This is a genomic window from Congregibacter sp., from assembly GCF_965662665.1.
In the GTDB taxonomy this organism is placed as follows: Bacteria; Pseudomonadota; Gammaproteobacteria; order Pseudomonadales; family Halieaceae; genus Congregibacter.
In genome coordinates this window covers 233,124-246,917 of sequence record NZ_CBFIIF010000001.1, presented here as the reverse complement: position 1 = coordinate 246,917, position 13,794 = coordinate 233,124, and the positions used below count along the sequence as shown (strand labels likewise).

The following is a 13,794-nucleotide window of genomic DNA, read 5'->3' as shown; positions in this document are numbered from 1 at the left end:
CCAGTACCTACTGTGCCATGGCCAAGCGTATGGCAACGGATCTTGGTTTTCGCGTATGTAACGAGGCATTGCAGTTGTTCGGCGGCTACGGCTACATCCGTGAGTACCCTATGGAACGTCATGTTCGCGATACGCGAGTTCATCAGATTCTGGAAGGCACTAACGAAATCATGCGCGTGATCATCGCTCGAAAGATGATGATGGACGGCGCTTTGGAGGTTATTCGATGATAAGCAGCAGCTCTCCCAAACTCCTTGTCGAACAGCGCGGCAATACCGCGTTGCTCACCATTAACAACCCCGCGGCAAATACCTGGGATACCGAGAGCCTTCCCGCCTTGCGCGACCTGATCGCGAATCTCAATGCGCAGTCGGACATCTACGCGCTTGTACTGACCGGCGCCGGAGAAAAGTTTTTCTCCGCAGGAGCCGACCTAAAGCTGTTTGCCGATGGCGACCCCGAGACAGCAGGCGCTATGGGGCGTTTGTTTGGCGAAGCATTTGAGGCTTTGGCGGACTTTCGCGGTGTCTCCATCGCGGCGGTAAATGGCTTTGCCATGGGCGGCGGATTAGAAGTGGCCCTGGCTTGCGACATCCGGGTTGTAGAGTCCCAGGCAAAGCTCGCGCTGCCAGAAGCACGCGTGGGCTTACTGCCTTGCGCAGGAGGAACCCAGCGCCTTGCTCAGTTGGTCGGTGAGGGCTGGGCCAAGCGCATGATTCTTTGCAATGAGCGCATTGACGCAGCCACTGCGGAGCGCATCGGTCTCGCAGAAGAGCTTGTCGAAACAGGCACAGCACTCGAACACGCTCTGGCCCTCGCGTCGCAGGCAGCCCAGCAAAGCCCCAGTGCCGTCGCGCGCTGCAAGCGCTTGATACACAGCGCACGAGACAAGGCGATCGGTGATGGTTTGGCGGCCGAGCGCGACCTCTTTGTAGAGCTGTTCAGCACGGAAGATCAACGCGAGGGCGTTAATGCGTTCCTCGAGAAGCGTGAGCCGGAGTGGAAAAATGCCTGACGCGGTTCTGGTGCGGGAAGAGTCCGCAGCCGCTGGCAAACTGGGTCGGCTCACCCTCAATAGTCCCGAGACACTGAATTCTCTGACCCTCGAGATGGTCGATCTCATACAGGGTGCTCTTGATGAGTGGCGAGATGATCCAGCCATAGCAGCGATTGTCATCGACGGCAGCGGCGAGAAAGCATTCTGCGCTGGTGGAGACGTGCATGCCCTGCATGCTTCTTCGTCGGCTACGCCCGGTGGTCCCTGCGAATACGCCGAGACGTTTTTCGCGCGGGAATACCGCATGAACTACAACCTTCATACCTATCCCAAGCCCATTCTTTGCTGGGGTCACGGAATTGTCATGGGTGGTGGACTCGGTGTGATGGCGGGTTGCTCCCATCGCGTTGTGACCGAGGCGACGCGTATCGCCATGCCCGAGGTGAACATTGCGCTATTTCCGGATGTGGGCGGCAGCTGGTTTCTGAACCATATGCCAGGAGCGAGTGGACGTTTTCTTGCGCTGACGGCGGCTTCGGTGAATGCGGCGGATGCCTTGTTTTGCGGTCTTGCGGATCGTTTCATCGCTGCTGAGCAAAAAGATGCGGTGCTTGCTGCCTTGCTCGCTGTGAACTGGGGTCGGGATAGCGCGGCCAATCATTCACTAATGCGTCATGCCCTGCGGACTTTTAGCGAGGCAGAGGGTGCTGCCGAATTGCCAAAAGCGCAGGTTGAACCCCATTTGGAGTCCATCAATGCCTTGTGTGATGGAGATGATATTCATGATGTTATCGATCGCATAACGGGCATCGAGACTGAGGATCGATGGCTGACAAAGGCCCGCGATGGTTTGGTGTATGGCTCCAAGCTGGCTGCGCAGTGGATTGATCGTCAGCTGTTCGAAACCCGGCACAGTTCTCTGCGGGAAGTGTTTCAGCAAGAGCTGCAGCTGGGAACCAACATCATGCGACACCCGGAGTTCGCTGAAGGGGTTCGTGCCTTATTGATCGATAAGGATCGTAAACCCGATTGGTCTTACGCCGAATCTCGCGCGGTACCGGCCGAGTTAGTGGATCAGTTTTTTACCGCGCCCTGGCCTGAAAACCCCCTCGTCGATCTATAACCGTTAAAGGAAGACAAAGATGCAACAACGTGTAGGGTTCATTGGTCTTGGCAATATGGGCGGCCCCATGGCAGCCAACCTTGTCGCCGCGGGCTTTGCCGTGTCGGTTTTTGATTTGTCCGAAGATGCCTGTAAAACTTTGGCCGAACAGGGAGCGACAGTTGCTGACTCAGCAAAGGCGGCGGCTGAGTCTGCAGACTTTTTGATCAGCATGCTCCCGGCAGGGAAGCACGTCGCCGGCTTGTATCTTGGAGACGATGGCCTGCTGTCCATGCTGGACTCACGTACCACCGTGCTGGATTGCTCGACTATTGATGCGCAGACCGCGCGCAGCGTGGGTGAAGCGGCGGCAGAGCGCGGAATTGGTTTTCTTGATGCGCCGGTTTCTGGTGGTGTTGCTGCGGCGCAAGCCGGCACGCTCGCGTTTATGTGTGGCGGCGATGCAACGGTGTTTGAGACCGCGCAGGCGGTGTTGGACGTGATGGGCCGCGCGAGTTTTCATGCGGGTCCCGCCGGCGCCGGTCAGGTCGCCAAAGCCTGTAATAACATGTTGCTTGCCGTACATATGCTCGGTACCTGTGAGGCATTGGCAATGGGCGAGCAGCATGGTCTGGACCCCGAGCGTCTGTCAGAGATCATGCTGGCGAGCTCCGGGCGTAACTGGTCCCTCGAAGTCTACAATCCCTGGCCCGAGGTTATGGAGGGCAGCCCCGCAAGCAACAACTATCAGCCGGGGTTCATGGTGGACCTCATGGCAAAAGATCTTGGCCTCGCGATGGAAGTCGCAGAGGCAGCGGGAGTCGATAATCGTATGGGACGGCTGGCTCAGTCACTCTATAGTGCGCATCAGGATGCGGGGAATGGGACTCGAGATTTTTCCAGTGTGTTGGAGCGTTATCGGCGCTAGCAACGAGACAACAGCCTGGCTTCCCGCGATATAGGCTAGTATCTCTTCGAATTCGACAAATCTCTCACCTAAAGGATGCCTGTGCTACTGCAACGACTCACGCTGCACCTCAAAAGCCAGAACTGGACTGCCGTGGCCTTTGAGTTCTTGATCGTGGCTCTCGGTGTGTTTTTAGGTATTCAGGCTCAGAGTTGGCAAGAGAGTCAGCGCGAGCAGCAGCTTCTACGAGACTACCTGCATCGACTTAAGGCGGACTTTTCACTGTCTATAACCGGCACCGAACGGACGAAAGCGTTCGTAACTTCTAACCTCGACAACCTAAGTATTGTTTTGAATTCTCTTCGAGAGTGCGATGTACCGAAGGAGAAGAGGGATCGATTTGCGAACGGCGTGTTTCATATGGGCAAACTGATTCCCGCACAGTTCGTAGACGGCACCCTGGAGGAGTTGCGTTCGTCGGGGCGCTTGCTGCTTGTGGACAATGAGGAGTTACGGGATGCCATCAATGAGACGGTGCGTGAGCATAACTATCAGCTGAGGGTTTTTCCTGCTCAGCAACAGCGGGTGAGAAGCAGTCATACCTACATCAGGGATAGATTCATTTTCTGGCTAGATCGTCCCGTCAACGGTTTTAGCAACGTTAGCTGGGAGGAGCTTGAGTTCGAAATGGGCTCGACCTGTTCTGACAAAGTACTGCTTTCGAGACTCTCAGATCTGCGTCGCACCAGTTCCACGAGCATTGCGTGGCTGGATCGGAACTTAGCGAATTTCAAAAACGCAAGAGCACTGCTAGAGAAAGAGTTGGGAAACATAGAGCAGAGTCCGCAGGATTGAGGCTTTGCAACTCCCTAGGGCGAGGAATCGCTAGCACCGGTCGTTGCCTGCGGGGGTTACCCGTGAAACGCGGAGTCGGCGCTGGTCTCAGAAATCGCCATATCCGGGTACACCTCATCAAAGGTTTCGAAGATATCTTGTAGGGGCAGGTCGTCGTAACTGCCGCGCTCACGAACATACTCCATATGCCTGCGGCCGCTGGTGTCATAGGGGTGCATGAGGGCTCCGTTGATCGGATCAAATTCCAGGGCGGCAACGCCAAAGCGCTCGCAGAGCTCGATGTTAAATGCCGTTGAAAGTTTGATCCATCGATCGTTCAGCCAGAGTTCCGTATAGCCGTGCCAGGCGAAGAGGTCAGTGCCCATACTTTCGCTGAGCTTGTCGCTGGTCAGGTGATTGAGAACGTCCGCAAAGCCCAGGCGTGCCGGTATGCCGCGAGCGCGAGCACAGGCAGTAAGTAGCACCGATTTGGGAACACACCAGTTGCTGTCTGCGCCGGCTATAGCGCTGGCCCGGTAGACCTCGGGATCGCGGGAGACCTGATAGGGGTCGTAGCGGATCCCATCGCGTACGGTATAGAAAAGATCCTCGGCAATGGCGATGGGATCTTTATTGTTTTTGCCGGCTTGAGACGCGTAGGCGCATACGGCTTCGCTATCGCTGTCGAGAAACCAGCTTGGGGCGAGGGTCTGGGGGCCAGGGGCCATGGTTGTCTCCAAAGGCTATATCGCTCTTCTGGGTAGTTTTTGGTTTTCACTGGCCATCGCTATAAAGGCGGCGAACAATGGGAAAGGGCGACTGGATTCAGACCCACCAGGTTAGGTCCAAACTTAGTCTGTTCGCTTCAGCCGTCGCCCGCTATCAAGGCCTTTGCCGCGTCTATGAGACGCTCGGCATCATAGGCGCTGGTACTGAATATCTCGTCAAAGCGCTCACTCTCAAAGTAGTAGCGCTCTGAATCCTCGCTGTGGAGGACGCTAAGCAGGCTGACGCCTTCATCATCGCCCAGAGCAACTCGCAAGGATTCACCCGCGCTGGCCAAATCCCCATCTGCAGGATCGACTAAACCGCTGATTTGCAGGCTAGCGAGTACGTCAGCGAAGGCAGAAGCGAGCGCCTGGTTGGTGGCTTGCCCATCACTGCGGGACCAGAGGCTGTCGTTGCTAGTGAACTCCACACCGTAGAGTGAGAACAGCGTCGGCGTTTTAGATGACAGGAGTCGTGTATCCAGCCAGCTGTCGATATCGACCGGCGCGTCATAGCTGCTTAACGGCAGTAGGTAAACGGCGTCTTCGCCCTCTAAGCGAGCATGTATTTTGCCCATTGCTGGCGTACTGCCCAGATACGCGGTGACTTTACTGCTGGCGCTGGCCAGGGTAATTCGCCGGATAAAGGCGGTCTCTGATACTTCAAAACGCTTGGCCGCACTTGAACTGTCTGCGATGGGGAATCCAGGATCCCGGGTCAGCAGGGCGCTCAACAAGCCGGCTACCTTGGTGCTATCTGCGGGGATGCCAAGATCAAGGCGCCACTCGTCCGCATCACGAACGAGGACGAGCGTGGCTCCGTCATTGTTAGACAGCTGAATTCGGCTAATCGCGTCCTGTGCAATTGTTGTGATAAGCGCTTCCCGGCTTATCTTTGCGGGAGCCTTAGGCCAGTACAGCGTCGCAACTAATGCGAGCTGTACAACAAATAGTAGGGCGAGAGCTCGAAGTATCATTTGAGAACCGCTCCAAGCTGTCTCTGTCGCCGTTTACCCTGGAGTCGCCAAAGGCCATAAATCACCAGAAGGAAAAACAGCGCAGCTGCGTAGTTGCCATATTCGATAGTCGCCTGTTCGCCCTGTGGGAGTGCAGGTAAGGTGCGATTGAAGTGTGCGCGGGAACGGATGTTCATGAGGCTGCTGTCCTGCAGCGCCCAGTCTACGGCGTTCATCAGGAACTCGAGGGGGCCAAAATACTGGGTGCCGGATGCGGCGATAACGCCGCTTAGGACCTGATCACTGGCAAAGTCATTGGAACTCACAACGATAAGTCGCGAAGAGGCAGGTGACTTGCTAATCAGCGCCGTGCTCGGCGGTTCTATACTCGTATCCGCATTTTGCTCTGGTGCTGCGGGTTCTGGTACTTGGTTAAAAAAGCTTGTGAACTCGCCGCTAAGCGCTGCGGCGATAGTGGCGCGTTGCCGAACTTGCCCCGCTGCGGAAAAACCACTTTGCCCGCTGTCATCAACACTCGGCATGACGTCTGTTTGCTTTGACAACCAGGCCGCGTCAGAGCTGCTCAGTAGAGTCACGCTCTCAATCCCCTTGCGGGTTTCTACGGTTAGCGGTGATGCCCAGGCGACGGTGAGGTTGGGGAGGCCGCGAGTGACGGGGTGATCAGCATTCAAGCCGTCATCACGAATATCCAGCAGATAAGGATAGTCAACAAACTGCATCTCGCGGAATTCGTAATCGCCTACGCGGCGTAGCACAGGTACGGGGAACGCCGCCTGCCGGTCATCCAGAACAACGGTGTCTTCCACGCGCAGCCCGTGATGTTCCAACCAGCTCTCTATGCCACTCTCGACCCTGCGTAACTGCAGTGCAGCCCCTTGGGTTTCTATAGACCGGGGGGAGCTGGCAATGATTACCGTACCACCGCGCATTAAGTATTGATCAATTGCGAACAGGCCTTGTTGGCTCAGCGCCTCGGGCGCCATGACCATAAGCAAGTCAGCGCTGGGGTCGACACTGCCATCCTCGAGATTCTCCATGAGAATGCTGTGGTCTTGGCTCACCGTCTGCTGCAGCGTGCCAAAGCTATGGCCACTCGGCGGCATGCCGCCCTGAGCCCGGCTGCTGCTGGGTAGCGCCAACGCTACGGTGCGGGTAAAGCCGCTGGCAAAGCGTCGCAAGCCGGCCTCCAGCGCATCACCAAAATCCGCGCTGTCAAAACGCCCGGTGGGCAGTTGTATGACCTGATGGTCGTCCTCCAGTGTGAGGTAGAAGTAGAATTGATTCTCATCACCGATGGCGGTGATCATCGGCTGGAAGCCCCACTTATCCAGAATGCGCGCGGCCTCAGCACCATTGTTGGCTTCCGGTTCAACAAAATCGATATTGAATTTGTTCTGCGAGCGGGGAACCAGTGCTTCGGCCTGGGCACGAATTGCCTTGCGATAGTCCACCAGGAGCTCGGGCAGCAGGGTGTCGCTGGAAACATAAGCGCGCAGCGTGACCGGTTTATCGATCTGATCGAAGAGCTCCCCGCTGCTGCGATAGCGATACAAAACGTCGCGTATAGCGCGGGTGACATCGAACTCGGGGTTGCGAAGGAGGACCTCGGGCTCCCCTGCCATCGCCATTTTGACTTCAATGAAGTCCGAGAAGCCCAGGACTTCCTTTTCGTCTCCGTACTGCACCAGCACATTGAAGTAGGCGTTTACCAGAGAAGACTGATAACGGTCGGCAACCTGAAAAGGGGTTGCCTGAATGCCGTGTTCCTCATTGGCTTCTTGTTCTGCGGCGGCGTCTTGAGCCGGATCCACAAACTCAACCCGCACTTTACGGTTGCCAGCCACGGCGTACTCTCGCAGCAGGTCCCGAAGCTGTGGCACCAAAGGGGCGAGGAGCGGATGGGAGCGTTCACTGAAATATCCGCGGATCAGCAGAGGCTCTTCCAGTTGCGACAGCAGTTCCTCACTGGGTTGAGAGAGTGAATAGAGTTTGCCCTGGGTGACATCGGATCGCAGGCTGGGAAGCTTGTGTAACCAGAGTCCAGCGAGGATCAGGTTGAGCAGTAGCAGCGAGACGCCCAGTCGCCAGCCCCGGTGTCGCTTGTTCGATTGCTGCGACCAGCGTCCGCGTTCCAGTGCATAGACACTCAAGCCCAGAAAAGCTGCGGTGACCGCGATGTAGTAATAGAGGTCACGAAGGTCGATGACGCCCCGGGTGATGCTTTCGAAGCGTGAGCCCGAGCCCAGAAGACGAAGCACTTCTGCAAAACCGCCGCCAAAAAATCCCAGCAGGAGATCACTACCGGCGAGATAGAGCAGACCGCAGAGGGCAACACTGCCGATGAGGCTGACGATCGCGTTATCCGTGCGTGAAGAAACAAAGAGCCCTATGGCTAAATAACTACAGCCAACAAGAAACGTTGCGAGGTAGCCGGCAAGCACCGGGCCCCAGTCCAGACTCGCGATGTTGGCGACAGTGAATGGCAGGAGCAGCGTTCCCGCCAGTGCAATGAGTAGTATGAGGGCGCAGGCCAAAAATTTACCGATCACAAACTGCCAGAGCGGGACCGGCAAGGTGAGAACATGTTCCAGGGTGCCACTGCGCCGCTCCTCACTCCAACTACGCATCGTCAGCGCTGCGCTCAAAAAGATGAGTAATAGCGGCATCCACTCAAACAGGGGTCTCACGTCAGCTATGTTTCGCGCGAAAAATGCCTCGACCCAAAAGAATACAAACAGGCAAGTGGCAAGAAAGCTCGCAAGGAACAACCACGCAACCGGAGAGGCAAAGAAGATTTGCAGCTCCTTGCGCGCGACTCGAAACAGCACCGCATCAGGCCCCATGGCTGGCACCCGTTTCTTTGACCGCGTCGCGGAATATTTGCTCCAGATTGCGTCGCAAAGGCGTGAGTGAATAAAGCTTTGCCCCGCCGTTTATCACGGTGTGGCTGATGTTGCCCGCCGCGGTATCCATGACGGCGCTTTCGCGTAGGCGCAAACTCAGGGTCAGTTTGTTGTCGGCGCTATCCAGAGTGCAGACTTCGGCTACCTGAGGCAGGCGCGACAGCAAACCGGCCAAATCATCGGCCTCATCGCTTGCGGTCACCAGTAGTTCGCGACTCTCACGGAGATCTGCCAGCGGAGAATCCAATGCCAAGGTGCCATTGGAGAGCACCAGCACTCTTTCACAGAGCGCATCAACCTCCTGCATGACGTGGGTCGACAAAATGACTGTTGCACGACCAGAGAGTTCTCTCACCAGGTCACGCATATGCTCATTTTGCTGTGGATCGAGGCCATTGCCCGGCTCGTCCAGAATCAGCAACTCCGGCTCTCCCAGAATGGCCTGAGCGACTCCGACCCGTTGTTTGAATCCCCGGGAGAGCTGACCGATGGGGTCGAAATATCGCGCGCCCAGTTCAGTAACCTCGACGGCATACTTAAGACTGCGACGTTTTGCATCGCCGCGAAGATGTTTCAGCTGCGCGGTGTAATCCAGATAGTCGGCGATGGACATTTCCGGGTAGATGGGAAGGTTTTCGGGAAGATAGCCGAGTTTTCGCTGAATCTCCTTTGCATGGGTACTGATGTCTTTACCGTCAACCCGCACGCTTCCAGCTGATGGCTCAAGGTAGCCGCTGAGCATCTTCATGACGGTTGTCTTACCGGCGCCATTATGTCCCAGCAGCCCAATGATCTGACGCTCGTCAATAGAGAAGCTTACTTCTTTAACCGCTGGAGTCTTGCCGTAGTACCGAGTGACTGATTCGACGTCGATCATGACCTTCCGGTGAAAAAATAGGTAAAAAAGTGGTTGAGGCTACCCTGAAGGGAGCAGAAGTTTAGCAATAAAAATCAACAGCACGACAGTGAATATGCGGCGAATCCAAACCTCGCCTCCTTGCACCGAGAAGCGCGCACCAAAGTATCCCCCCAGCGCATTCCCTGCAGCCAGCGCCAAGCCAAATTGCCAGTGAATAGAGACTGCTGCGGCAAAGACCACTATGGCAAAGAGGTTGTAAGTAAGCGCAATAAAGACCTTGTGCATATTAGTCCGTACAAGATCCAAACCCATCACCCGATGCAGAATCGGCATCAGAATGAAGCCGACGCCGACCTGTATGAAGCCACCCCAGCAGCCCGCGCCAAACATCAGCACGTGGCCAATGATCAGCTTTTTGCGCGTCATGGGGTTTCCGCCATCCACAGCTCTCTTGGAAGGAATCTGCATCAAGACGAGTACGCCGAGCATGACCATCGCAAGCACTCGGTCAAACCACTCACCGTCAAGTTGCACACCGACCAGAGCGCCCAGAATCGCGCCGGGGATCGCCGCAGCGGAAAGGGTCAGGCTGAGGCGAAATTCCGAAAAGCCGCGACGAAAAAACGTGCGCACCGCGACGATGTTCTGCGCGATGATCGAGATGCGGTTGGTGCCATTGGCTTCCGGCCCGGAGAGGCCCAAAAACAGCATGATGGGCACGGTCATGAGTGAACCGCCCCCTGCGATGACGTTTAGCGCCCCCGCGATGGTACCGGCGCCCATAAGCAGCGCCAGTTGCCACAGTTCAACATTCACGTTTTAGGCTGCCGCGGCGCGTTCACGGAAGTGCCTTAATCGTCGCCCCAGGGCTCCCGCATGGTGACAAACTCCTCGGCGGCCGTGGGGTGTATGCCAATGGTGCTATCAAAGGTAGCCTTTGTGGCGCCGGCCTTGAGGGCGATGCCGATACCCTGAATGATCTCGCCCGCATCCGGTCCCATCATATGCACACCGACCACGCGATCCGTAGCGTCATCGACGATGAGCTTCATAAAGGTTTTTTCATCACGGCCACTGATGGTGTGCTTCATAGGTCTAAACGTAGACTTATACAACGTGATGTCCTTGAACTCGATTTCTGCGGCACTTTCAGTGAAGCCAACGGTGCCGATGTTGGGCTGACAGAACACCGCTGTGGGGATGAAGTCATAGTCCACATCCTTTTCCAGGTCACCGTACTGCCGCCTTGCGAAGGACATGCCCTCTGCGAGGGCGACGGGGGTGAGCTCCATGCCGCCAATCACATCTCCCAGTGCATAAATATTGGATTGTGCTGTTTGGAAGTGCTCATCGACGTCGATAGTGCCGTGGCTGGTCAGTTTTACATCGGTGTTCTCAAGTCCCAGGCCATCGAGGTGGGGGCGCCGACCCGCCGCACAGAGGATGGCATCCACTTCCATACTATTGCCGTCGGTGAGCTCTACTTCAATGCCACTGCCGGTGCGCTTCGCACTGACAATGTTGGTCTCAAAGCGCAGATCCACGCCGGTTTTGCGGATTTCCTGAGCCGCGTGGGCGCGAATGTCGCTATCAAAGCCACGGAGGAAGAGGGGGCCACGGTACAGCTGGGTCACGCGGGACCCGAGACCGTTGAAAATGCCCGCGAACTCCACGGCGATATAGCCGCCACCGATGATCAGAAGACGTTCGGGAAAGCTCTCGAGATCAAAGATTTCATTACTGGTCACCGCCAGATCATTGCCGGGGAAATCCGGCTTGTAGGGCCAGCCGCCGGTAGCGATAAGGATCTTGCGGGCCGTATAGTGCTGATCACCGACGGCAACGGTATTGGGATCGATAATCCGCGCGCGTCCATCGATGAGCGTGGCGTTAGCGCCATCAAGTATGTTTCGATAGATCGCGTTGAGACGGGCAATCTCGGTTTTCTTGTTGTCTCGCAGTGTGCTCCATTCGAAGCGCCGGTCGCCGCTGTCCCAACCGAACTCTCGGGCGTCATCAAAAGCTTTGCCAAATTCCGACGCGTAAACGTACAACTTTTTGGGCACGCAGCCGACATTGACACAGGTACCACCCATGTAGCGGTCTTCGGCGATGGCTACCCGTGCGCCAAAGCCAGCGGACATGCGAGCCGCGCGGACGCCACCGGATCCTGCACCGATGACAAATAGGTCGAAATCGAGATCACTCATTGCTGTTCCTCCTGGGGGCGGGCATTCTAACAGGCCTGTGCCCTATGCTTCATCAGCGCCGTTTATTCACCGTCTCGGACAATAACAACAGAGAGTAGTTGCATGAAAAAGCTAGTTAAGTTGCTGGTCCCTTTATTGCTGCTGGCCCTGCTATTTGGCTTTTGGACTGCCCGAGGTGCCATGCAGGTCGCTGTGGGCTACAGCGCCAAGCAAGTGTGCTCTGCTGTCTTTGTCTCTGGTTTGCCTGAAGGCTTTGTGCGTGATCGCGATGTGTTGCCCAATATGGCGATTCTGGGGCCGCTCCTGGGCGCCCTGAAAATCGAGACTGTCAGAGATGAAGGCGTAGTTACGGCGTCACTTCTGGGCGTGACTGCGAATGCTGTGCATCTCACCGGTCGGGGTTGTACGTTGAATACAACGGCCAGAGGCGCAGATCCCCTTGAGTTGGCCTCTATTACAGAGACTGGGCCCGGCGTGCCCGCAGAGTGGACCGCAGCGGTGAACAACGCATTTGCGGAGCCCGAGTCTGCGCCGGGTGCCCGAAACACTCTTGCGCTGCTGGTAGCCACAAACGGCGAACTTCGCGTGGAGCAGTACGCTAGTCCGGTGACGGCGCAAACCCGTTTGCAGGGTTGGTCCATGAACAAGAGTCTTATGTCGACCTGGATAGGCATTCAGACCCAGCAGGGAAAAATAGATCCGACACAGTCCATGGCTGAACTCTTATCGGATGCCCCGGACGTTCCTGACCTGGACCCTGAGTTAACACTTTTGCATCTCCTGCAAATGGAGAGTGGGCTCGACTTCGTCGAGGTATACGGCCCGGGCAGCGATGTGACCAAGATGCTGTACACGGCACCGGCGATGTGGCGGGTGCCCGCGGGCATAAGCCAGGCCTATGCGCCCGGAGAGCACTTTTCCTATTCCAGTGGTGACACGGTTTTTGCCAGCTACGCATGGCAGCGATCCTTGGAGGAGCCCTACGAGTCATGGATCGCTCGCGAATTCATCGCGCCCCTGGGTATGGACTCTCTGGTGGCGGAAGCTGATGCCAGCGGCGTGCAGGTCGGGTCCAGCTATGTCTATTTGACCGCCCGAGATTGGCTGCAAGCCGGACAGCTATGGCTTGATGCCTGGCATGGGCGCTCGCCGTTACTCTCTCAGGGGTGGCTTCGTGATTCCGTAGTGGCCAGGGACTCGGACCCCAGGGGTCAGTATGGCCGCGGCTTTTGGCTAAATACCGATGGGGTTGCCTTTGACGGTCTGCCAGACAACCTCTTTTACGCAAGCGGCCACGCGGGACAGTTTGTTGTTGTTATTCCTGAGTGGGAGACAGTGGTGGTGCGGCTGGGTTTGACGGGTTCGGGCGTCGGTACCGGTGTGCATGATTTTCTCAAGGCGCTCGCAGAAAAGCGCTCATTGGCCCCATAAGTGTGATGAACTTGTCTGCTATTTATCGCTATCCCATAAAGTCGGCGCGGGGGCACGCCGTGAACAGCGCCAGCATGGATCGCTTTGGTCTGGCCGGTGATCGGCGATGGATGCTCGTCGATAGCGAGGGACAATTTTACAGTCAGCGTCGCGCGCCCGACATGGCTTTGCTCGATGTTGCCCTGCGCGAAGATGGACTCTCCCTGAGCTATGCCGGTGAAAGTATAGAGGTCAGTACACCCCGCACCGGGGACCGGGAAATTTCCTCAACCGTCTGGGGTCACACAATGCTCGCCCGGGGTGTAGACCCGAGAGTGGATACCTGGCTTAGCCACCGCCTTGGCGCGGATCTTCGTCTGGTGTTCTGTCCCGAAGATGCCTCGCGATCCGTCGATTCCGTTTATCTGCCCGACGCTAAGCGCGAGCAGCATGTCGCGTTTGCGGATGGTTTTCCGTTGTTGATTGTCTCTCAGGCATCACTGGACGATCTAAACACCCGGCTGAACAATCCTGTTCCCATGGATCGCTTCCGCCCAAACCTGGTGGTGGGTGGCTCAGATCCCTTTGCAGAAGATGAGTGGCGAAATCTACGGATTGGCTCCACGACGCTGGCCATTGTGAAACCTTGCTCACGCTGCGCCATCCCCTCCATTGATCAGCAAACTGCCGCTCGGGATCCCGAAATTAACCGTGTTCTTGCGAGTTATCGCCGCAGAGAGGGTGTCATCTACTTTGGAATGAACGCGATAGTCACCGGCGGTGGCGAGTTTACAATTGGTGAACGGGTCACAGTCCTGAATTAAACAC

Annotated in this window: 13 protein-coding genes; 7 read left to right on the top strand and 6 right to left on the bottom strand. The window is 56.6% G+C overall.

Translation table 11 applies throughout. The features are described from left to right. From ACTG39_RS01125 to ACTG39_RS01105, 5 genes are all read left to right on the top strand, one after another. The coding region (locus tag ACTG39_RS01125; protein ID WP_439105671.1) for an acyl-CoA dehydrogenase family protein at positions 1-230 on the top strand (230 nt) is incomplete at its 5' end. Next, positions 227-1,015 (top strand): enoyl-CoA hydratase, encoded by a 789-nt coding sequence (locus tag ACTG39_RS01120; RefSeq protein ID WP_439105670.1) that lies wholly within the window; start codon positions 227-229, stop codon positions 1,013-1,015. The genes ACTG39_RS01125 and ACTG39_RS01120, both read left to right, overlap by 4 nt. Further along, positions 1,008-2,120 (top strand): enoyl-CoA hydratase/isomerase family protein, encoded by a 1,113-nt coding sequence (locus tag ACTG39_RS01115; RefSeq protein WP_439105669.1) that lies wholly within the window; start codon positions 1,008-1,010, stop codon positions 2,118-2,120. Before ACTG39_RS01120 ends, ACTG39_RS01115 begins: the two co-directional genes overlap by 8 nt. 19 nt (positions 2,121-2,139) lie before the next feature. After that, positions 2,140-3,027, top strand: a complete 888-nt coding sequence (gene mmsB, locus ACTG39_RS01110) for a 3-hydroxyisobutyrate dehydrogenase (RefSeq protein WP_439105668.1) — start codon at positions 2,140-2,142, stop codon at positions 3,025-3,027. Between the two features lie 81 nt (positions 3,028-3,108). Continuing rightward, on the top strand, positions 3,109-3,861 hold the full coding sequence (locus ACTG39_RS01105; protein WP_439105667.1) for a hypothetical protein: 753 nt from the start codon (positions 3,109-3,111) through the stop codon (positions 3,859-3,861). 56 nt (positions 3,862-3,917) lie between these two features. On the opposite strand, the gene ACTG39_RS01100 is transcribed toward ACTG39_RS01105, so the two are convergent. From ACTG39_RS01100 to gor, 6 genes are all read right to left on the bottom strand, one after another. After that, positions 3,918-4,568, bottom strand: coding sequence for a transglutaminase-like domain-containing protein (locus tag ACTG39_RS01100; protein WP_439105666.1), 651 nt, complete (start codon positions 4,566-4,568; stop codon positions 3,918-3,920). A gap of 137 nt (positions 4,569-4,705) precedes the next feature. Next, positions 4,706-5,584, bottom strand: a complete 879-nt coding sequence (locus ACTG39_RS01095; RefSeq protein WP_439105665.1) for a DUF4340 domain-containing protein — start codon at positions 5,582-5,584, stop codon at positions 4,706-4,708. Further along, positions 5,581-8,427, bottom strand: a complete 2,847-nt coding sequence (locus tag ACTG39_RS01090; RefSeq protein ID WP_439105664.1) for a Gldg family protein — start codon at positions 8,425-8,427, stop codon at positions 5,581-5,583. Before ACTG39_RS01090 ends, ACTG39_RS01095 begins: the two co-directional genes overlap by 4 nt. Next, positions 8,417-9,364 carry an ABC transporter ATP-binding protein gene (locus ACTG39_RS01085; protein ID WP_439105663.1) on the bottom strand — a complete coding sequence of 316 codons (948 nt, stop codon included), beginning with the start codon at positions 9,362-9,364 and terminating at the stop codon, positions 8,417-8,419. Before ACTG39_RS01085 ends, ACTG39_RS01090 begins: the two co-directional genes overlap by 11 nt. 39 nt (positions 9,365-9,403) lie before the next feature. Continuing rightward, a complete protein-coding gene (locus ACTG39_RS01080; RefSeq protein ID WP_439105662.1) occupies positions 9,404-10,162 on the bottom strand; it encodes a sulfite exporter TauE/SafE family protein in 759 nt (252 codons plus the stop codon). Positions 10,163-10,197: 35 nt separating this feature from the next. Further along, complete coding sequence (gor, locus tag ACTG39_RS01075) at positions 10,198-11,556, bottom strand: glutathione-disulfide reductase (RefSeq protein WP_439105661.1); 1,359 nt, start codon at positions 11,554-11,556, stop codon at positions 10,198-10,200. 102 nt (positions 11,557-11,658) lie between these two features. On the opposite strand from gor, the gene ACTG39_RS01070 reads away from it, so the two are divergent. Beyond that, positions 11,659-12,987 (top strand): serine hydrolase domain-containing protein, encoded by a 1,329-nt coding sequence (locus ACTG39_RS01070; RefSeq protein WP_439105660.1) that lies wholly within the window; start codon positions 11,659-11,661, stop codon positions 12,985-12,987. 5 nt (positions 12,988-12,992) lie between these two features. Further along, complete coding sequence (locus tag ACTG39_RS01065) at positions 12,993-13,790, top strand: MOSC domain-containing protein (protein ID WP_439105678.1); 798 nt, start codon at positions 12,993-12,995, stop codon at positions 13,788-13,790. Positions 13,791-13,794 lie beyond the last annotated feature (4 nt).

What these genes read in the sequence shown, in the direction of transcription:
- ACTG39_RS01120 (WP_439105670.1), top strand. Translation starts at nt 227, where the DNA reads ATGATAAGCAGCAGCTCTCCCAAACTCCTTGTCGAACAGCGCGGCAAT.
- ACTG39_RS01115 (WP_439105669.1), top strand. Translation starts at nt 1,008, where the DNA reads ATGCCTGACGCGGTTCTGGTGCGGGAAGAGTCCGCAGCCGCTGGCAAA.
- mmsB (WP_439105668.1), top strand. Translation starts at nt 2,140, where the DNA reads ATGCAACAACGTGTAGGGTTCATTGGTCTTGGCAATATGGGCGGCCCC.
- ACTG39_RS01100 (WP_439105666.1), bottom strand. Translation starts at nt 4,568, where the DNA reads ATGGCCCCTGGCCCCCAGACCCTCGCCCCAAGCTGGTTTCTCGACAGC.
- ACTG39_RS01095 (WP_439105665.1), bottom strand. Translation starts at nt 5,584, where the DNA reads ATGATACTTCGAGCTCTCGCCCTACTATTTGTTGTACAGCTCGCATTA.
- ACTG39_RS01090 (WP_439105664.1), bottom strand. Translation starts at nt 8,427, where the DNA reads ATGGGGCCTGATGCGGTGCTGTTTCGAGTCGCGCGCAAGGAGCTGCAA.
- ACTG39_RS01085 (WP_439105663.1), bottom strand. Translation starts at nt 9,364, where the DNA reads ATGATCGACGTCGAATCAGTCACTCGGTACTACGGCAAGACTCCAGCG.
- gor (WP_439105661.1), bottom strand. Translation starts at nt 11,556, where the DNA reads ATGAGTGATCTCGATTTCGACCTATTTGTCATCGGTGCAGGATCCGGT.
- ACTG39_RS01070 (WP_439105660.1), top strand. Translation starts at nt 11,659, where the DNA reads ATGAAAAAGCTAGTTAAGTTGCTGGTCCCTTTATTGCTGCTGGCCCTG.
- ACTG39_RS01065 (WP_439105678.1), top strand. Translation starts at nt 12,993, where the DNA reads ATGAACTTGTCTGCTATTTATCGCTATCCCATAAAGTCGGCGCGGGGG.